Raw genomic sequence first — 19,664 nt, forward strand, 5'->3', positions numbered from 1 at the left:
TTATTTCCTTTGTATTTATAGTTTAAAGTCAGTAATGCCTAGTTTTATCAGGCTTGCTGTTATTGTTGGTATTTCGTTTGCTCGGTTTAAGCAGGTATATGCTTGTACCTGCGGGTACTTTACGTGAATACTTTGGTTTATTTTTACTGTTTGAGTAATAGCTTTAAGCGCATTTACGCAAAATTGCTCTCGCTGTTCGCTGGTCGAAGCTAATTTAGCTTTGAGCAGGTTTATATTTATGGGAGCTAAGTTATCTCTATTCTTCATTTTATTGGTTATGTAACGTTTATATTCGCCATCATTCTCAAGGGTTGTTAATAACTCTTGCGCTTTAAGAGGGAAGTTTCTGTCAATAAAATAGCGAGCCAGACTAATTTGTGTATTAATAGAATTGATACTATTAAAACCTTGTGATTTTAAGAAGCTAATAATTTCTCCTATTCTTGAATCTACTTTTTTGTCATAAGACAACATTATTAATTGCGCTAAAGAGCGATAATACATATGTTGAAATTCATTATTTTCTGGATCTTGCTTTAAAGCCTCATTTATATTTTCATTCGCAAAGCGAGCTTTTAAATAGGCCATTTTTTTATCAGGTAAATAGCTTAGTAAATAGCCTTGTTGCATATATATATTTGCTGACATATAAAAAAGACTCGCGTCATCAGGGTAGTGATTAGCCACCTTTTTGACCACAGCAACTGCATTGTCCAATATATACACTGCAGTGTTGAAGTTACCAAGCATACCTTCAGTTTTTGCAAGCCAACTAAGGGTATCTGCTTTATCACGCAATAAGTTTTTATTGTTGGGCTTTAGCACAAGCGCTTCGTTTTTAAGAGTAAGTGATTCGGTAAAGCTCTGTTTTGCCGCTTTATAATTAAATTGTTTTAAATACAAAGATCCCAGCGAATTATGTGAATACGACAACTCCATAATGGAATTAAAATCATTCGCTGCTAATGAATACATGGTTTCGCTATACATATGATACTTTTTAAATAATGGCTCAGTGGCAGCGTAATCACTTTTATCATAATGAAGCTGGCCTAACCAAAAGGCATTGGCACCCGCAAGCGTTAGTAATTCTATATTGTTAGGCTGTATTTTTAATAATGCCTCAAGGCGGGTGCGGGCGTTTTCAAAGGCGGTAAAGGCTTCATCGGTTTTACCTCGGGAATAAGCTACTTCACCCATTGCTTCGAGGGTTTGTGCGTACTGGAAACGGTTGTTAAATTGTGCTTTATCATCGCTAAAGCTAAAGAGTGAACCTGATTCGTCTGTTTGATTTGTAAAATATTCAAGTGCTTTATTACTAATACCATCAAGTAAGTCCATACGCTTTACGCTACGCAGTTTGTCGGCAAAGTCACCCACCATAAACCCCAGTAAGCTTTCGGCCTCAAGCTGTTTTTTTTGCGCATGTTGCTGGGCCTTAAAACTAGTAAAGCTCATTAATAACGCGGTAAATGTAAGTAAGCACAATAAAGCAACGGTCACCCGTTTTACTCTTATTTTTGTTTTTGTTTTTTTAATAGAGCTTTTGATAAGAGTGTGCTCGTTATCATCTAATTTAAACAGTTTGTCGTTTAGTAATAGCTGCGCTTCTTGTAGCGGTTTACCTGGCGCTAGGAGGTAAGCACTACTTTTACCTTCATCTATCCAATTTTGCGCTTGGTGTTGTAAGCGGCTTTTTATTGCTAAGGCATCTTTATGATCATTAATCCATTGTTTTGCTCGCGGCCATTGACGTAATAATGCCTCGTGAGCAAGGCTAAAACAGGCTTCTTGATTTTGTAAATGCGATACAAATAAACGGCTATCGACCATGGCTTGCACAAGCTCTTTTTGGCTTGTGTTCGTTAATGTTTGCCAGCGGGCAGCGCGGCTCGTAATGGTTTTACCATCTGGATTTAAAGTGATCAGCTGTGATAATACGCTTTTTAGTTGCTGTTGTTGCTCGTTGCTGAGGTCAATAAATATATCTTCTGCTTTTTTGCCTATGGCTCCCTCAATACCCCCGAGTTTTGTGTAAACACTGTGCAGTAGCTCGTTACTATCACTGCGCTGCAAGTACAGCTCTTGCAATGTGTATTGCAGCATGGGTAATGCATCGGGGTTATTAGCTGTATCGGCGCACAATATTTCATCCAGTGGTGTTTGGGTTTCTGGGTCATTCGAGAACGTTAAATTAGCGGTTAACGCTGGCAGGCGAATAATTTGTTGAAGCTCTTGGCGATTTGGCGGTGTTAAATCGTAGTGCGCGCCATGAGCTTTGCCTGCCATTAGACTTGGTTGTTCAACCACTAAAGGGTAAAAGTCGTTACGACACGCACTAAATACAATCACAGTTTTAGAGGTTGCTAAGCGCTCAATAACTGATAAAAAATGGCTGCGCGTTTCGCTACTAAATAAAGGAGAAGAAAGCAGTACTTCTAAGCGGTCAATAAATAAAAATAACTGGGGTGTTTTAAGTTGTGTAGAGGCTTTGCTAAGTGCAATTTGTATGGCGTTGATTACGCCATCGATTGCCAATTCTAGTTGCTCTGCCAGTGTTTGCGCGCTTAATCCTTCAAATACAGGAAGGCCATTTATATCCCAATCAAGCAATGCAGAAGCTAAATCTAAAAAAAGTCTATTTTTATGAACATCTGCAAAGTCGAGTTGGCTATAAGAAATAACCCCAATGCCGTTATAGCCTCGCTCATCTAGCAGTTTTGGTAAAATCCCAGCATTAACAAGCGAAGATTTACCCGTACCGCTAGGGCCAAGTATTAAGCAAAAAGCACGACCAAATTTAACTTGGCTCGATATTCTATTGAGTAACGTTTCTATAGATTGATTGCGGCCAAAAAATAGGTGTGTATCGCTTGGGTTGTAGGCGCTTAATCCTAAAAAAGGAGAGCCACCTTGCCATGTGTTTTCACTTTTTTTTATATCTTCAGCCAGAGGAAACTCAAGTTTTGCAATAACGCGGTAACCACGTTTGCGAATAGTTTCTATGTAGGTGGGCTCACTTGCTTTATCACCGAGGGCTTTTCGTAACTGGGTAATTGTTTTATGCAGCGGGTTATCGCCTACCTCAACATTTTTCCAGCATTGATCTAATAGCTCGTCAGTAGTAACAATTTCGCCTTTTTGGAAGCAAAGATGAACTAACACATCCATGGCTTTTGGTTCTAACTGTTTATTTTTTTCTGCACGCTGAAGAGTATTTGACTGGGGATTGACTTGCCAATCACCTAAATAAAAAGGGCTGCGATTCATAATGGCTCATTATTGTTATTATGTAATTAAAGCGAGTGATTAGCCGACTTTTTTAACCAAGTCTTTATATTACAGATAAAATAACAAACAGATAAGGAGTTTTTACGCAGTAAAAGAAGTTTATTGATGTGGGTAATTCAATATTGAATTACCCACTGGATTTTATGACTATATATCGCTTTTATTTATAGTAATGACGCGTTGAGGGAATGGGATTTCAATATCAGCGTTATTAATTGCTTTATAAACACCGCCATTAATAGCCAGCTTGGTTTCAATAATTTTAGTGGTAGGTACCCAATATCGGTAGCTTATTGTAACACCGCTATCGGCAAAGCGTTCAATACCCACTTGTGATAACGGATTTTGTGCGACTAATTCGTGTGCTTTAAGTACGTCTTCAATAAGGCGAATCGCGTTATCAGAGCAAGCACTATAGGCTATATCTATTTCACCTTTGACCAATGAGTAACTAAATGAGTTATGAAGTATTTCACCTACTATGTGCTTATTTGGAATGGTAATTTCTACTTTTTCTTCATTGATTAAAATAGTGTAGCCAAGCTCAATTGTTTTAACTTGGCCGCTTACATTTTTAACTTCAATAGTATCACCAACAACAAAAGGTCGAGTGGCTATAATGGCAAGGCCTGCACCATAGTTAGAGAGCATTCCTTGCAGCGCTAAACCTGCACCCAAAGACGCAGCACCAATGGCTGCTACAAATGGCGTAACGCTGATACCTATTTTTCCAAGTGCAATAATTATAACCATTACAATTAGCAGTACTTTTACCACGCTACTGACAAAGTTAGTAAGCGTAATGTCAACGTTATGACGGGTCATTAACGCGGCTACAAATTTGGCAAGCTTTTGTGCTATCCACAAACCAATGAGGACGATAAAAATAGCGCCAACAATTTGCATACTGTAGGTAACCATATACTCAGTAAGCATGGTGTAATATTTTTCAAACTGTTCGATTTCAGAACTGATCATAAAGCGCTCTATGTTAGGGCTATGTTGTATTTTTCCAACTATAGCAAAATGTTGACTAAAAATGGATATAACAGCGGCACTATAATCGCTGTTAATAAAGCACTTAGCGCCATTGCAACTGAGGAGTAAGCGCCTACTTTTGGATGCTCAGCAATAGCAGCAGCAGTCCCAATTGCATGACAAGCTGTGCCCATGGCAACACCTTGAGATTCGTGATTAAAAATATTAATGAGTTGAAAAAGCATAAAGCCAAATAAAGCGCCTAGTAAACCAATAAAAATAACTAAAACCGCAGCAAGAGAGCTAATCCCCCCTAATGAGTCAGTAACAATTAAAGATATTGGGGTTGTGACACTGAGTGCGGCAACAGATGCACTTAGCTGCGCAGGCGTATTAAATAATATGCTTAGCAAAAATGCCACAACGGTTGCGTTAACAATACCTAAGCTACATGTTGCGACTATGAGTAATAGGTTTTTTCGTACGTGTGTAAACTGCTGATATAAAGGAAGCGCTAAAGCCACAATCGCGGGCTCTAATAACCAGCTTAATAATTTGCTGTGCGAGGCAAATTGCGTATAAGGCAGATTTAGGTTAATTAGTAATAAAGCGATAATACTAATACTTAAAAATACGGGGTTAGTGAGCGATTTAAATACGCTGTTTTTTATACTTTGGTTTACGGCCCTTAGCGCTAAAAATAATACAATAATAAAAGGAATACTTAGCCACCATAAATTAGGCTGTAGCTCTGAAATAGCGGAAAAAGTAAAATCAGTCATTATTTTCTCTTCCCTTAAAGTTCGCAATTACACTGCTAACAAGCAACAAGGTAGTTATAGGGACTAGCACCACAACTGAGGCTAAAAATGCCCAGTGCGATTTTATAAGGCCGAGATGTTCAATAAATCCCACACCCGCAGGAATGAAAAAGATAGGCATAATATTTAAAATAGGGGAGGCGCATGGTTTTACATGTTGCTCTTTTACAATACCCGATAAGAGTAAAACTAATAAAATAACCATAGCAAGTAACGGTGCAGGAAAGCTTCCACCAATAAAGTGCATAGTGAGTTTAGCGCAGGCTAAACATAGTAAAATAATAGCGCTACTGAGCAGATATTTCATCAAAGTGGCCCACAGAAAAGATAAGAGCTTAACTTTAACAAATCAAACTCTTTTATGCATTGTGCAATAGTCTACCAGTGCTTTGTATTTGCGTAGGTTATATTCGCTTTTCCTTTTGCTTTAGCAATTGCTTTTTTAGTGTTTGGGTTTAGCAATAAGCGAATTTGGCTGAAGGTTTCTTTAGCGAGTATTTTTCGTTGGTTTGGTTTATAGCTAAGTTGTGTAATGCGTTTAATTGCAGCGAGCGTATCTGGTGAACGCTCAAGTAATGTATTGAGCATGTTTTGCGTTGCTTGCTGAGTATCATCGGTAAGTTTAGTAACCAAACCTAGCTCATTTGCTTGTTGTGCAGTGATTGGGTTTGCGTGGCTTGCAAGCCAAAGTGCTTGGTCGCGCTTAACTAAACCGCTCATCATTACATTTGCGCCCATATCGGGGCACAATCCCCAACGCGCTTCCATAATGGCAAGTTTGGCATCAATATGAACAACTCTGTAATCTGCCCCCAAAGCTATTTGCAAACCCCCCCCTAAACAGTTGCCATCAATTTGTGCAATAACGGGCACACTCAGTGACTGCCAGCCTAATACTACTTTTTGCGCTAAATTTTGATTGCCAGGTAACCATTTAAGCAATAATTTCACTATGTTCATTGGTGTAGCCATTACTGCAGATATATCAAGGCCTGCACAAAAATGTTCGCCATCGCCTTTTATTACCACAGCACGAATACTGCGATCTCTTTTTATATTTTTAATGACTTTGTTTAGCTCTACAAACATTTCAAAACTTAATGCATTTTGTTTTTTTGCTCTGCTAAGCGTGACGGTTGCAATGCCATTTTGTTTTTCTAGTTTTATCATTACACACTCCTCTGACCTGTTGCTTGAGCTTATGTTGTTATAGGAATTAAGTAAAGTGACGGTATTTTTTAAATAAATGGAATTTATTGCTAAAGCCGTAGTCTTAAAGGATTGGTTTTAGATGAGAAAAGGCTAAACAATTCGGACCTAAGATAATAAAAATATTTTACGTTGTTATTTTAACTTAAATAATAAAAGTAATCTTTATATTCAATAGGTTAGGTGAGTTGTTATTTGTCGTTTTAGTTGTATGCTGAATAAAGCATGACTCGGTTACAAAAAAGTCAGTGTTTTAAGCTTTTTTTTATCAAAATGATGATGAGATTTGATAATATAGCGCAACTTAAAAGCTTAAGGTTAAGCACATATGTCGGGTCCACGTTTATATACGGTAGAAGAAGCTACTCACCAAGCTTATGATATTTTTTTAGAGTTAGCGCCAAATAACTTGAGTGAAAAAGATGTTGAAGACTTTAATGAGTTTAGAGAAGACCTAGGCTTTATTGAAGAAGACGAGCCAGATGACCAGTGGCAAGACTTTGTAGCCCTTGAAATAGAGCCAGAGCACTTTATTCAGGTGTTGGTTGGTTTAGAATTTGAAAATGATGATGTTTTGTTTGCTAAAATTTTGATTAGTCGTGATAAAGATGCTCCGTTTTGTCATATTTTATGGAAAGAAACTGAATAAGCAATACGGCTTATTTTTATAATTGTGTGCAGAGAGAGTATTGTGCGTAAGTATTTATTTTTAATTTTTTTAATAATTAGCAGCCCAAGTTGGGCCGTTGATCCATTTGAAGATTTTCATGAATATGGCAAGCTCTCTGATGAAGAAATTCATGAGTTACACAAAGGTGACATGTTCTACGGTGATACTGAATTTGGCTTTATTCTAAGTAAAGGTAACACCAATTCGACCAGTTTTAAGCTCAAAGGTAATTTATACCAAGACTTTGAAAAGTGGCGTAACCAATTTAAAATAGACTCTCTTTATAAGCGTGATGAGAACGATGAAAGCGGTGGCACTGATGTTACAGCTAATCGTGTTTTTGTATCTGCGCAAGGTAACTATAAAGTAGGTGTTAAAAACTCCTCATTTTTTATTTACGGTGATTACGAAGAAGATGAGTTTAGTGGACTTGATTTTAAAAGTACGGTGGCGACAGGCTATGGTGCGCGTGTATATCAAGGCTCTAAAAACAAAGTAGATATTGATATAGGACCTGGTTTATACCGTTCAGTAGCCGATGAAGATTCGGATGTGAGCGAAGATGAAATTAATAAAACCGGTTATTTAGTACGTGTTGCAATGCAGTGGGAACGTTTGGTTTCTAAGCGTACTCGTTTTAATCAAGATGTGAGTATAGAGCAGTCGCTTTCAGGTCTTAATTCTCGCTTAAAATCGGAAACCGCACTGATAAGCCAAGTGATTGGTGCGGTATCACTCAAATTTACCTACATGTATCGTTATAATTCAAAACCCGAAGATGATAAACTCAAGTTTGACTCAGAGCTGAGTGCTACATTGGTGTACAGCTTTTAAGTATTTATTTAATTTAGAGAATATTATGTATCAGCATAAACAGTATGCGGTGTTTATCTTTTTTGTATTAGCGTGGATAGGCGGTTTTGTAGCGCTTGCATGGAACTTGTTAGGCGCTGATGGACCTTTAATGATATTTGCTGGGATTTTAGTGCTGGTGGGCTTTTTGTTCCATGGTCTAACAGTAAAAGTAGATGATAAAAAAATTAGCTGGGCGTTTGGTCCTGGCGTTGCAGGGCAAAGCATTGAGCTTGGCGAAGTGTTAGAAGCTAAGGCAGTTCAAAACTCTTACAGACACGGTATTGGTATGCGAATTACTCACGATGGTTGGGTGTATACAGTATCTGGCTTTAGTGCAATACAGCTAACGCTTAAAGATGGCACTTTGTATCGAGTTGGCACAAACGATCAAAAAGGTTTACTAGCCGCTTTAAAAGAAAAGAATGTATCAATCGCGCTGCCTAGTAAGGCAAAAACTGAAACGGTTAAGCGCAACAATATGATATAAAAAAAGCGCCCTAGGCGCTTTTTTACTTGGTTTAACAGTGTATTAGTGGTCGTGACCACATCCACCTTCACCATGTACATGACCATGAGTGAGTTCTTCTTCGGTTGCATCACGTACTTCTAGTATCTCTACATCAAAGTTAAGTGTTATGCCTGCAAGTGGGTTATTACCATCTACAATAACTTCTTCATCTTGGATATCGATGATCATTACTGATTGGTCACCATCATCTGTTGATGCACGAAATTGCATGCCGACTTCAATTTCCATACCTTCAAACATCGACTTAGGTACAGCTTGCATTAGGTTATCGTGGCGTTCGCCATAACCTTCATCAGGTTCAACTTTTACGCTAAGTGTGTCGCCTGGTTGTTTGCCTTGCAAAGCATTTTCTAGGCCTGAAATTAAGTAGCCTGTGCCAATGATAAAGTGTAGTGGCTCACCACCGAACGAGTTATCAATGCTATTGCCATCATTATCCATTACCGAATAATGCATTTTTACCACTTTGTTTGCCGCAACGATCATAGTCATTCCTATTTATTCATCTTCAAGAGAGTAGGGTAGAGGCAGAATGCTTAGCTCCACCTGAGGTGTGTGTTTTGCACGAAGTACCTGAGTTACATCAGTATCGTTTGGCAACACAACAAGGCCTGTTAATTTATTTGTTTGTTCATTAAAGCTTTGTGCAATAAGTTTACCCACACGGCGCCAGTTTTCGCCTAATTGGGTTTCTAAATCGGGCTCTGAAAGTATCCCTTCGCTTTGACCTGAGACTATATACATTGCACGCTTATTTTTACCTAGGTACTTCATGCGAGCCACAGTTTCTTGACCGGTATAACACCCTTTTTTAAAGCTTATACCGCCAATAGCATGTAGGTTTACCATTTGAGGAACATACTCGCCAATTGCATCTGCACTTAACTGAGGTTCACCTGCAAGCATAGATGCTTGTTGCCAAGGAGCTTCGTTATCAAGTGTAGATACGTCATCAGGCATACTAAACTGGCTATCGACCATTAATAAAACACGGTTATCAGCTAATTTTAGTGCTTTACCGCTTTCAAAGTCACACGCGCTCGCATCACCTTCAAAGTTAATATCAAGTTGTGCGAGTACACCCGATAAATCATCACCAATGAGACCAATTAATCGCTTTGAACATGCACTAATGTCAACTTTTGCAAATACGGCATACTTTTTTAGCTCAGCTAACGATTTTTCTACTTCGTTTTCGCTGCCTGTAAGGTAGTAGCTGTCTTGATAAGTAAATAATTTAAATACGCCCCAAAGTTTACCTTTAGCGCTGCAATGGCCAGCCCACAAATAATTACTGCTGGTTAATTTATTTAGATCTTGAGTGATTTGCCCGTGTAAATAAGATAATTTATCAGCACCGCAGAGGCTAATAAGTTGATGAGATAACGGACATGCATAAACGCTCGACATAAAAACCTTCTTTGCAATATAAATGAAGTGACATAATAACGCAGTTGTTACGTATGGTACAGACAAGCGCTTATTGGTGCGGGTTTATTCTTTAATGAGAGATTAATAGCTGCTAAATAGGCTTGTGTTTGTTAAACTCGAGTCAATTAAGTATGAGGTTTAAAATGGTTGAAATTCATAGTAAAGCACGTATTCGTTGGGCTTGCCGTCGTGGCATGTTAGAGCTTGATGTTTTGTTTATGCCGTTTGTTGAAGAAGCATACGACTCTTTAAGCGCAGAGCAACAGGCTATTTTTCAGCGTTTGCTAACAGAAGAAGACCCTGACTTATTTGCATGGTTTATGGGTCATCAAGAATGTAAAGATGAGCAGTTAAACGGTATGGTTTCGCTGATCTTAGACCGAGTTCGTGTATAGGTTTACAGTTACTAATAATAACGCTGACCACAAACCTATTGTGGTCTTTTTTTGCATGCTCATTTTAATATTATGTTTATTTTTAGATTCGCTACTAGCTATGCTTTTTTGTTTGATAATTAATATATTAGCTGGCTTTTTAGTGTGGCAAAAAGTGTTGGCAATTCATCCAAATCACGGCGTTATAATACTAGAACCCAAGCTATTTAGGTTTGAGGGTGAGGGTTTGAAAATTCAGGGTGAAATTAGTAAAAAAAGCCGTTTTTATGGCAATAATATATGGCTACATATTAAAGGTTTTAGTAACAACCATTGGCTTATAATTTCAGCCAATGGTGTTAATGAACAAAGTTATGCGCGTTTGAAACGTGCTACTTTAAGCGCGGTTAATTGCGTTTTGGAGTCAAAATAGTCGGTGTTGGATTTTCATTTTGTTCAGGATAGTCAATTGTATAATGTAGGCCTCTGCTTTCTTTTCGTTCCATTGCACTTCTAATAATGAGTTCTGACACTTGTACTAAGTTACGAAGCTCAAGCAAGTTATTACTTACTCTAAAGTTTGCATAATAATCGTGTATTTCTTGCTGCAGCAACTCAACCCTATGCAGTGCACGTTCTAAGCGTTTAGTAGAGCGTACAATACCTACATAATCCCACATAAATAAACGTAGTTCATGCCAGTTATGGGTAATAACAATTTCTTCATCAGAGTTACTAACACGGCTTTCATCCCAATGAGGTAGAGCCATTGGCTCTGGTGCATGTTCAATTTTACTTAAAATATCTTTAGCTGCAGCGTGGGCAAATACAATACATTCTAATAATGAATTACTTGCCATACGGTTTGCACCATGTAGGCCTGTGTAAGCGACTTCGCCAACAGCATACAAGTTATCGAGATCTGTTTTACCGTTAAAGTCGGTCATTACGCCACCACAAGTGTAATGCGCAGCAGGTACAACTGGGATTGCTTCTTTTGTTATATCAAGCCCTACACTTAGGCATTTTGCGTAAATAGTAGGGAAGTGCTCAATAATAAAGTCTTTATCTTTGTGGCTAATATCTAAATAAACACAATTAGCACCTAAACGCTTCATTTCAAAATCGATTGCGCGTGCGACTATATCGCGTGGAGCGAGCTCTTCACGGCTGTCAAAGTCTTTCATAAAACGAGTGCCATCAGGTCGTTTTAAATAAGCCCCTTCACCGCGCATCGCTTCTGTAATTAAAAAGTTTTGTAGCTCTGGATGATAAAGGCTTGTTGGATGAAATTGATTAAATTCCATATTGGCAACTTTACAGCCTGCGCGCCATGCCATTGCAATACCATCACCACTTGATACATCTGGATTAGAAGTATACAAATACACTTTGCTTGCGCCACCAGTGGCAAGAGCAACAAATTTAGCTGAAATGGTTTCTACCTTTTTAGCTTTTTTGTTCCACACATACATACCTTCAATGTGTGAGCCTGTTTTTCCGGCGCTTTTATCTGTAATTAAATCAATGGCATTGTATTGCTCTAAGAGCGTTATATTCTTATGAATTTTAACTTGGCTAATAAGCGTGGTTTGCACAGCTTTGCCAGTAGCATCGGCTGCATGCAAAATACGACGATGGCTGTGACCGCCTTCACGTGTTAAATGAAAACGCTCTTTTCCTTTGCTATCAAACTCCATATCAAAGGGAACACCTTGGTCGATTAACCACTGTAGGCAATCGTGAGCATTGCTGGCAGTATAATGAACAGCGTCTCTGTCGCATAAACCGCCGCCCGCATCGAGTGTATCTTCAACATGAGATTCTATGCTGTCGTTTTGTTTATCAAATACAGCTGCTATACCACCTTGAGCATATAAAGTAGAACCTTCTGTAAGCGCTCCTTTACTGATCACGGTAACGTTACAATAATTAGCTAGAGATAATGCAAGTGATAAGCCTGCTGCGCCGCTACCTATAATAGCGACATCTGCAATGTGATGTTTATTTTGGTTCATGTCAGAGGTACTTTGCGGTTACAATGCTCGTATAGAGCAATATTTGTTTTTAATATCTGTAGTTGTACCATATTTGTCATACTACTACGTAGTGATTTTAAAGGCTTAGCGCCGTTATTTATCATCTATTTTATAAAAAAATAATATTAAGCAGAACTTTTTATTCATAAAGAGGTCAGAGTATTTGTGAACAATGACGACAATATGAATAACAAGCAAAAATCAGACATAGGAGTACCGGCTCGAATGAGCGAGCAGGAATTAGATTTAGTGCTAGTAAAAAGGGTCCAGCAAGGAGATAAAAACGCCTTCAACCTATTAGTAAAGAAGTATCAAAACAAAATTGCAGGTTTGATCTCACGTTATGTATCAAACCAAGGCGATATTGCTGATGTAGCACAAGAGGCTTTTATTAAAGCTTACCGTGCACTTCCAAACTTTAGAGGTGACAGCGCCTTTTACACGTGGTTATACCGTATTGCCGTTAATTGTGCTAAAAATTACTTAGTAGCCCAGGGGCGTAAGCCGCCAGCAAATGATATAGACGCTGAAGATGCCGAGTTTTATGATTGTGCAGATTCAATGCGATCTAATGCATCTCCTGAAAACCTACTTTTAAGCGAAGAAGTACGCGCTGTTATTTTTAATACGATTGATAGTTTGCCTGAAGATCTTAAAACCGCAATCACCCTTAGAGAAATCGAAGGGATGAGCTATGAAGAAATAGCAGTGGTAATGGATTGCCCAGTCGGGACTGTGCGTTCGCGTATATTTCGTGCCCGTGAAGCAATAGATAACAAATTAAACCCATTAATAGGCGAGTCTTAGTATGACAAAAGCACACCTTAACAAGTTAGATAACGAAGCGTTATCGGCATTACTTGATGGCGAGCAACATCTGACTGATGCAAAAATTGCAGAGCAAGATGTAACTACGTTTGGCCGTTATGCGTTAATTGGTGATGCGATGCGTGCTCAAAAAAATAATAACGACATACATATTGATATTAGCGATCGCGTTGCATTAGCACTTGAAAGCGAGCCTGTTTATGCTGACTTTAGTCAGTCAAAAACACAGCCTCAAGCAATCACTGAGACGGTACAAGACAATAAAGTAGTGGCTTTTAATTGGCGCAAGCCAGTTGCTCAACTAGCAATTGCAGCCAGTGTGGCAATGTTTGCTATTGTGGGCGTTAATACGCTTCCTCAAAGTAACAACGAGCAACAAAGCGAAATTCCATTACTACAAACCACACCGCTGACAGGTATGGCGTCGCCAGTAAGTTACTCATCTGAGCCTGCGCTTGAAAATGCAGAGCAAGGTTTACGTGAATTACAGCAACAACGTATTGGTGCATTAGTTCTTGAGCATCAACGCCAAGCACGAGTTGCGAATTCTTTAGAAACAGCGCAAACTAATACCAAAGCGTCTGAGGAAAAAAACTAATTAAATGAAAGTAATCACTTTTGTTCTGTCGTTGGTAGTAAGCTTTAATGCATTTGCCAACGACACAAATCCTGCCAAAGATTTATTACTAAAAATGGCTAATGCCGTTCACACCCGTAATTTTGACGCTTCGTTTGTGGTTGTCAAAGGTAAAACAATGGAACCCTACCGATGGGTGCATGCTTTACAAGGTGATACAGAACTTGAGCATTTAAGTTTACTTAATGGTGCTGGGCTTGAAATGGTCCGTATTGACAACCAAGTTACTTATTTTGAACCTCAGTCAGAACCATACTCCCTAAAAACAGATTCAATAGCGGGTCCAATCCCTGAAGTGCTTTTTAAAGATATAGATCGCTTAAGCGCGCACTATGATTTTGTACTAGGCGGGAAAGGTCGTATTGCAGGGCGTGCTGCACAACTAGTTCGCATAGAATCTAAAGACGAGTATAAATATAATTATTGGATTTGGCTGGATATGGAGTCGTCGTTGTTACTAAAAGCCGCGTACGTTAACCATGAAGGAGAGGCTTTAGAGCAGTTACAGCTTACTCACATTAGTGTGACAGAGCAGCCAGCAGGTATGTTACTTGAAGTGCTCAATCGAAACTTTCCAACGCCTTTACCAAACGATGCACTTATAAACGAAGACAGTACAGCTACTAACTGGCAAATTAGTTGGTTACCGGATGGCTTTGAATTACTAAAATCAGACAGACATAAGCTCGATTTAAATAACGAATTAACAGACTATTACTTGTTCTCTGATGGTTTTGTTGAAATTTCGGTATTTATTCAGCGTCCATTGCCGGGTAAGCGTTTAAGTGGTGCACTAACCTCTGGTGCAACGACAGTATATGTGCATAATGGCGGTAATTTTGATGTATCGGTTGTTGGTAATGTACCGAGTATGACCGCAAAAGCGATTGCTGAGTCAGTTACCCGCGCATTATAAACGATTCGTAAGGATTGTTATGATTGAACAAACCCTCACTGTTGTGGCCCTCGATGGCCACATTGCTCATTTAGAAGCACAACAAAAACAAGCTTGTGAAGGCTGCAATGGTCGTTGCGGCTCACAAGTGTTTGGTAAGCTGTTTGGCACTGCAAAAAAAACCTTCCCTTATAAATTTGAATCCTCTGTTGAAGTAGGACAAAAGGTAACCTTGTCACTTGATGATAGTCACGTCGTTAAGCATGCATTTGCGGTATACATGCTACCACTGCTTTTAAGTCTGGTTTTTGCACTGATTGCAGCGCAATTATTTATGGCTTGTGAAGGTTGGCAAATTTTAGCTGCAGCTTTAGGTGGTGTTACAGGTTTCTTTATAGCTAAAACTCGCGTGAAATCGCTAAAGCACGATATAAAAGTTATAAAAATTCACCCAATTAGTATCCCTTTAACTCAAATAGATGGTGATTGACGCCAATTAAATGTAAAATTGCCGTTTTATACCAAAGTAACTTGGAAATACAGGGAATAGTGGTTTTTTAAATTATTTTATCTAGCTGAATTATTTAAGTTAAATAAGTTTAACTTATTGTTATTCAATAAATAAAATGGTTTTAATCAATATTAATAAGCGTGAGTAAATTTTGTAATTCACAAACTGAGCTTATGGCATCCTACAGCAAGTATTTTCAAGTCACTTAGGTATTCATATTTAGTCCATTAAAATAGAAGTATAGAATCCAGTTTATGAAGCATATCCGTAATTTTTCGATCATCGCCCATATTGACCATGGTAAATCGACCCTTTCAGATCGTTTGATCCAAGTTTGTGGCGGTTTAACCGACCGTGAAATGCAAAAACAAGTTTTGGATTCAATGGATATTGAGCGCGAACGTGGTATTACCATTAAAGCGCAAAGTGTAACGTTGAATTACAAAGCGAACGATGGCGAAACTTATCAACTTAATTTCATTGATACTCCAGGACACGTTGATTTTACGTATGAAGTATCGCGTTCTTTAGCTGCATGTGAAGGTGCACTACTCGTTGTTGATGCAGGCCAAGGCGTTGAAGCACAAACATTAGCTAACTGTTACACCGCTATTGAAATGGAATTAGAAGTAATTCCAGTACTTAACAAAATCGATTTACCGCAAGCGGACCCTTTGCGCGTTGCAGAAGAAATTGAAGAAATTATTGGTATTGATGCCCTTGATGCAGTGCAATGTAGCGCTAAAACGGGTGTAGGTATTGCCGAAGTTCTTGAAATGATTGTTAGAGATGTTCCGCCGCCAGTAGGCGATACAGATGGACCTCTACAAGCACTTATTATCGATTCTTGGTTTGACCCATACCAAGGCGTTGTATCATTAGTGCGTATTAAGCACGGTGAATTACGCACTGGCGACAAAATAAAAATAATGTCGAATGAGCATATACATACTGCCGACCAAGTGGGTGTGTTTACACCTAAGCAAACTAACACCGGTATTTTAAGAACAGGTGAGGTAGGGTTTGTTATTGCTGGCATCAAAGAGATACATGGTGCGCCAGTAGGCGATACTATAACTCATCAAAAAAATGCGGCTCCACTTCGTTTACCTGGTTTTCAAAAAATTAAGCCTCAGGTTTATGCAGGTATGTTCCCAATTGCATCAGATGAGTATGAATCATTCCGTGATGCGCTTAATAAATTAAGCTTAAACGATGCGTCGTTATTCTTTGAACCAGAGAATTCAACTGCATTAGGTTTTGGTTTCCGTTGTGGCTTTTTAGGTATGCTACACATGGAAATCATTCAAGAGCGTTTAGAGCGTGAATACGATATTGATTTAATTACAACGGCACCTACGGTAATCTATGAGATAGTTACTAAAGAAGGTACATTCCAGATTGATAACCCGTCTGATTTACCTGCAGTAAACGATATTTTAGAAATTCGTGAGCCGATTGTTGAAGCTAATATTTTGGTACCACAAGAATACTTAGGTAATGTTATTACTTTGTGTATTGAAAAACGCGGTAGCCAAACAAAAATGACCTATCACGGAAAGCAAGTAGCTGTTACGTACGAGCTACCTATGGCTGAAGTGGTAATGGACTTTTTTGATAAATTAAAATCAACAAGCCGTGGTTTTGCATCGCTTGATTATAACTTTAAACACTTTCAAACATCAGATATGGTGCGTGTTGATATTTTAATCAATAGTGAGCGTGTTGACGCACTTGCGATTATTGTTCACAGAGACGGTGCACAGTCTCGTGGTCGCCAATTAGCTGATGCATTAAAAGAGCTTATTCCTCGTCAAATGTTTGATATTGCGATTCAAGCAGCTATTGGACAACACGTTATTGCACGTACTACGGTAAAACAGTTACGTAAAAACGTAATTGCTAAGTGTTACGGTGGCGATGTGAGTCGTAAGAAAAAGCTACTTAAAAAGCAAAAAGATGGTAAAAAACGTATGAAGCAAGTAGGTAATGTTGAAGTGCCTCAAGAAGCGTTTTTAGCTATTTTAAAAGTTGGTAAATAAAAACAAAGGATTATAAATGGCTGGTTATTTTTCAGTTTTATTGGTGCTATTAACCTTAGGCTCAGGCTTAATATGGTTAATAGATCACTTAATGTATGCACCTAAAAGACAGGAGCGCTTAGCTATAGCGCAAACGTCTGCTGGAGCTCCGTTAGATGAAGAAACTGCGGCATTAATTGCACCAGAACCAGTACTAACAGAAACAGCAAAGTCGATTTTCCCGATGATTGCAGCAATTACTATTTTTAGATCATTTATTTTTGAACCGTTTCAAATTCCATCTGGTTCAATGATGCCTACACTGTTAGTGGGTGACTTTATTTTAGTACAAAAGTATTCATATGGAATAAAAGACCCAGTTTGGCGCACTCAGTTAGTTGATGTCGGTGAGCCTGAACGTGGTGATATTGTTGTTTTTAAATACCCTTTAGATGAAAGTGTTGACTATATTAAACGTACGATTGGTTTACCTGGCGATAAAATTGTTTATCGTGATAAACGTTTATATATTCAGCCAAACTGTAAAGAAGGCGAAACCCAACAGGGTGAGCTTTTATGTAATGAATTCAATAAAATTGATTTTAAACTAATTAATGATAACGAATTTAAACAAGGCCCAATGCCTCTAGCTCGTGTGAATGAAAATTTAACAACAGTTACGCATGATATATTAATCAACCCACAAGCGCCTGAAAGAAAAGGGCGTTACTATCAGCAACCGGGCACGCCTTCTGATGAATGGACTGTTCCTGCTGATCATTATTTTATGATGGGTGATAACCGCGACAACAGCCAAGATGGTCGCTTTTGGGGCTTTGTACCAAAAGAAAACTTGGTGGGTAAAGCTGTCTTTATATGGATGAGTTTTGAATTTGAGAATGGCCCTGATGATATTTTACCAGGATGGGTTCCAACTGGTGTTCGCTTTGAACGCCTAGGTAATATTCAGTAACGATGAAAAAAAATGTAACAGAATTATATAAAAAAATTGGCTATGAATTCGCTGATCAAGGTTTACTTGAACAAGCAATGACGCACCGCAGCCATAAAGGCCAACATAATGAGCGACTAGAATTTTTAGGCGACTCGATTTTAAGTTTTGTGATTGCCAATGCACTTTATGCCAAATTTCCTAAAGCGCGTGAAGGCGATTTAAGCCGCATGCGTTCAACACTTGTGCGTGGTCAAACACTTGCCGAGTTTGGTCTTGAATTTGGTCTAGGCGATTATTTACGCTTAGGGCCGGGCGAGCTTAAAAGTGGCGGATTTCGTCGCGAGTCAACCCTTGCTGATGCAGTAGAAGCTATTATAGGTGCTGCATTTTTAGATTCAGGTATCGACAGTTGTGGCGATCTTATATTGGCGTGGTACCAATCACGTTTGGATGCTATTTCACCAGGGCTTAACCAGAAAGATCCTAAAACCCTGCTGCAAGAGTATTTGCAAGCCCGTAAATTATCGTTACCGGGCTACACAGTGGTTGATACACAAGGCCAAGCACACAATCAAACATTCACGGTTGAATGTATTGTTGATGGAATGGATAGCATAATTTCTGTTGGTAGCTCGCGCCGTAAGGCCGAACAAAAAGCTGCCGAAAAAGCATTGAAGATACTTAAAAATGAACCTTGATACCTTAATACAGCCTCATGAACGTGATGTAGATACATTTTGTGGAATGGTGGCGATTGTCGGTCGACCAAACGTAGGTAAATCGACTTTGCTTAATGAAATCATTGAGCAAAAAGTGAGTATTACCTCACGTAAACCACAAACTACACGTCATCGTATTATGGGTATTCATACCGTAGATAAACACCAAGCGGTATACATAGATACACCGGGTCTACACGTTGAAGAAAAGCGTGCTATTAACCGTCTAATGAACCGAGCAGCGTCTAGTTCTATCGGCGATGTTGAGCTTATTATTTTTGTCGTTGAAGGCACTCATTGGAATGCAGATGACGATATGGTACTTAATAAAGTATCGCAAAGTGGTAAGCCTGTATTATTAGTTATTAATAAAATTGACCAAGTTAAAGACCGTGATCTTGTATTGCCTCATATGAAGTGGTTAAGTGACAAGTTTGATTTTGTTGGAATTATGCCAGTATCAGCAACGCAAGGTAAAAACGTTGATTTAATCAAAGCAGAAGTAACTAAACGCTTACCTCCTTGCGAATTTTACTTTCCTGAAGATTATGTAACTGACCGTTCGATGCGCTTTATGGCAGCTGAAGTTATTCGTGAAAAGCTAATGCGTTTTATGGGTGAAGAACTACCGTATTCTGTGACTGTTGAAATTGAGCAGTTTAAGTGGCAAGACAACGGTATTTGGCACATCAATGGGTTAATTCTTGTTGAGCGCGAAACACAAAAACGCATGGTTATTGGTAATAAAGGCGAAAAGCTAAAAACCATTGGCCGTGAAGCCCGTAAAGACATAGAAGAAATGCTTGATAACAAAGTATTTTTAGAGCTTTGGGTTAAAGTTAAGTCGGGTTGGGCTGATGATGAACGTGCACTAAGAAGCTTAGGTTACAGTGAAGACTAA

The 19,664-nt window shown here is 38.8% G+C and carries 21 protein-coding genes; 13 read left to right on the forward strand and 8 right to left on the reverse strand.

The annotated features are described in order from the left end of the window. Positions 1-15: 15 nt before the first annotated feature. From I6E85_RS01550 to I6E85_RS01570, 5 genes are all read right to left on the reverse strand, one after another. Positions 16-3,270: a winged helix-turn-helix domain-containing protein gene (locus I6E85_RS01550; protein ID WP_024590007.1), complete on the reverse strand. Its 3,255-nt coding sequence runs from the start codon at positions 3,268-3,270 to the stop codon at positions 16-18. A 168-nt stretch (positions 3,271-3,438) separates the two neighbouring features. Beyond that, a complete protein-coding gene (locus tag I6E85_RS01555; protein WP_024590006.1) occupies positions 3,439-4,269 on the reverse strand; it encodes a mechanosensitive ion channel family protein in 831 nt (276 codons plus the stop codon). Between the two features lie 38 nt (positions 4,270-4,307). Next, positions 4,308-5,051, reverse strand: coding sequence for an LrgB family protein (locus I6E85_RS01560; protein ID WP_024590005.1), 744 nt, complete (start codon positions 5,049-5,051; stop codon positions 4,308-4,310). Continuing rightward, positions 5,044-5,397 (reverse strand): CidA/LrgA family protein, encoded by a 354-nt coding sequence (locus I6E85_RS01565; protein WP_024590004.1) that lies wholly within the window; start codon positions 5,395-5,397, stop codon positions 5,044-5,046. Before I6E85_RS01565 ends, I6E85_RS01560 begins: the two co-directional genes overlap by 8 nt. A gap of 71 nt (positions 5,398-5,468) precedes the next feature. Further along, complete coding sequence (locus tag I6E85_RS01570; RefSeq protein WP_024590003.1) at positions 5,469-6,260, reverse strand: crotonase/enoyl-CoA hydratase family protein; 792 nt, start codon at positions 6,258-6,260, stop codon at positions 5,469-5,471. Positions 6,261-6,627: 367 nt separating this feature from the next. Here I6E85_RS01570 and I6E85_RS01575 point away from each other — a divergent pair, with 367 nt between their 5' ends. Genes I6E85_RS01575 through I6E85_RS01585 form a run of 3 tightly spaced genes read left to right on the forward strand, consistent with a single transcriptional unit; the run spans position 6,628 to position 8,311 of the window. Continuing rightward, complete coding sequence (locus tag I6E85_RS01575) at positions 6,628-6,948, forward strand: HI1450 family dsDNA-mimic protein (RefSeq protein WP_007581697.1); 321 nt, start codon at positions 6,628-6,630, stop codon at positions 6,946-6,948. Positions 6,949-6,990: 42 nt separating this feature from the next. After that, positions 6,991-7,803, forward strand: a complete 813-nt coding sequence (locus tag I6E85_RS01580; RefSeq protein ID WP_007581700.1) for a DUF481 domain-containing protein — start codon at positions 6,991-6,993, stop codon at positions 7,801-7,803. Positions 7,804-7,828: 25 nt separating this feature from the next. Beyond that, positions 7,829-8,311: a hypothetical protein gene (locus I6E85_RS01585; RefSeq protein ID WP_024590002.1), complete on the forward strand. Its 483-nt coding sequence runs from the start codon at positions 7,829-7,831 to the stop codon at positions 8,309-8,311. A 42-nt stretch (positions 8,312-8,353) separates the two neighbouring features. Here the strand turns inward: I6E85_RS01585 and I6E85_RS01590 are convergent, their stop codons facing one another. Together I6E85_RS01590 and I6E85_RS01595 are read right to left on the reverse strand one after the other, a co-directional pair. After that, the gene (locus I6E85_RS01590) at positions 8,354-8,839 is read right to left on the reverse strand and encodes a peptidylprolyl isomerase (RefSeq protein WP_007581704.1); all 486 of its coding nucleotides are present in this window, start codon (positions 8,837-8,839) and stop codon (positions 8,354-8,356) included. A 12-nt stretch (positions 8,840-8,851) separates the two neighbouring features. Next, positions 8,852-9,763: a folate-binding protein YgfZ gene (locus I6E85_RS01595; RefSeq protein WP_024590001.1), complete on the reverse strand. Its 912-nt coding sequence runs from the start codon at positions 9,761-9,763 to the stop codon at positions 8,852-8,854. 164 nt (positions 9,764-9,927) lie between these two features. On the opposite strand from I6E85_RS01595, the gene I6E85_RS01600 reads away from it, so the two are divergent. Beyond that, positions 9,928-10,179 carry a succinate dehydrogenase assembly factor 2 gene (locus tag I6E85_RS01600; protein ID WP_007581709.1) on the forward strand — a complete coding sequence of 84 codons (252 nt, stop codon included), beginning with the start codon at positions 9,928-9,930 and terminating at the stop codon, positions 10,177-10,179. A gap of 55 nt (positions 10,180-10,234) precedes the next feature. Next, positions 10,235-10,591, forward strand: a complete 357-nt coding sequence (locus I6E85_RS20885) for a hypothetical protein (RefSeq protein WP_024590000.1) — start codon at positions 10,235-10,237, stop codon at positions 10,589-10,591. On the opposite strand, the gene nadB is transcribed toward I6E85_RS20885, so the two are convergent. After that, positions 10,566-12,176, reverse strand: a complete 1,611-nt coding sequence (gene nadB / locus I6E85_RS01605) for an L-aspartate oxidase (protein ID WP_007581714.1) — start codon at positions 12,174-12,176, stop codon at positions 10,566-10,568. The two genes, I6E85_RS20885 and nadB, sit on opposite strands and share 26 nt — an antisense overlap. 246 nt (positions 12,177-12,422) lie before the next feature. Here nadB and rpoE point away from each other — a divergent pair, with 246 nt between their 5' ends. The 8 genes from rpoE (at position 12,423) to era (ending at position 19,664) form a co-directional block, all read left to right on the forward strand. Beyond that, entirely contained in the window at positions 12,423-13,004 is a 582-nt protein-coding gene (gene rpoE, locus I6E85_RS01610) for an RNA polymerase sigma factor RpoE (protein ID WP_002958721.1), read from the forward strand. Position 13,005: 1 nt separating this feature from the next. Next, positions 13,006-13,623 (forward strand): sigma-E factor negative regulatory protein, encoded by a 618-nt coding sequence (locus I6E85_RS01615; protein ID WP_007581717.1) that lies wholly within the window; start codon positions 13,006-13,008, stop codon positions 13,621-13,623. Positions 13,624-13,627: 4 nt separating this feature from the next. Beyond that, positions 13,628-14,578, forward strand: coding sequence for a MucB/RseB C-terminal domain-containing protein (locus I6E85_RS01620; RefSeq protein WP_007581719.1), 951 nt, complete (start codon positions 13,628-13,630; stop codon positions 14,576-14,578). Positions 14,579-14,597: 19 nt separating this feature from the next. Next, positions 14,598-15,047: a SoxR reducing system RseC family protein gene (locus I6E85_RS01625; RefSeq protein ID WP_024589999.1), complete on the forward strand. Its 450-nt coding sequence runs from the start codon at positions 14,598-14,600 to the stop codon at positions 15,045-15,047. Positions 15,048-15,322: 275 nt separating this feature from the next. Continuing rightward, entirely contained in the window at positions 15,323-17,110 is a 1,788-nt protein-coding gene (lepA, locus tag I6E85_RS01630; RefSeq protein WP_007581724.1) for a translation elongation factor 4, read from the forward strand. Between the two features lie 16 nt (positions 17,111-17,126). Further along, positions 17,127-18,062, forward strand: coding sequence for a signal peptidase I (gene lepB / locus I6E85_RS01635; RefSeq protein ID WP_024589998.1), 936 nt, complete (start codon positions 17,127-17,129; stop codon positions 18,060-18,062). Between the two features lie 2 nt (positions 18,063-18,064). Further along, positions 18,065-18,742 carry a ribonuclease III gene (gene rnc / locus I6E85_RS01640; RefSeq protein WP_007581728.1) on the forward strand — a complete coding sequence of 226 codons (678 nt, stop codon included), beginning with the start codon at positions 18,065-18,067 and terminating at the stop codon, positions 18,740-18,742. After that, positions 18,732-19,664 (forward strand): GTPase Era, encoded by a 933-nt coding sequence (era, locus tag I6E85_RS01645; RefSeq protein ID WP_007581730.1) that lies wholly within the window; start codon positions 18,732-18,734, stop codon positions 19,662-19,664. The genes rnc and era overlap by 11 nt, the downstream gene beginning before the upstream one ends.

The organism is Pseudoalteromonas sp. NZS71 (assembly GCF_015864715.1).
GTDB classification, from domain to species: Bacteria; Pseudomonadota; Gammaproteobacteria; order Enterobacterales; family Alteromonadaceae; genus Pseudoalteromonas; species Pseudoalteromonas arctica.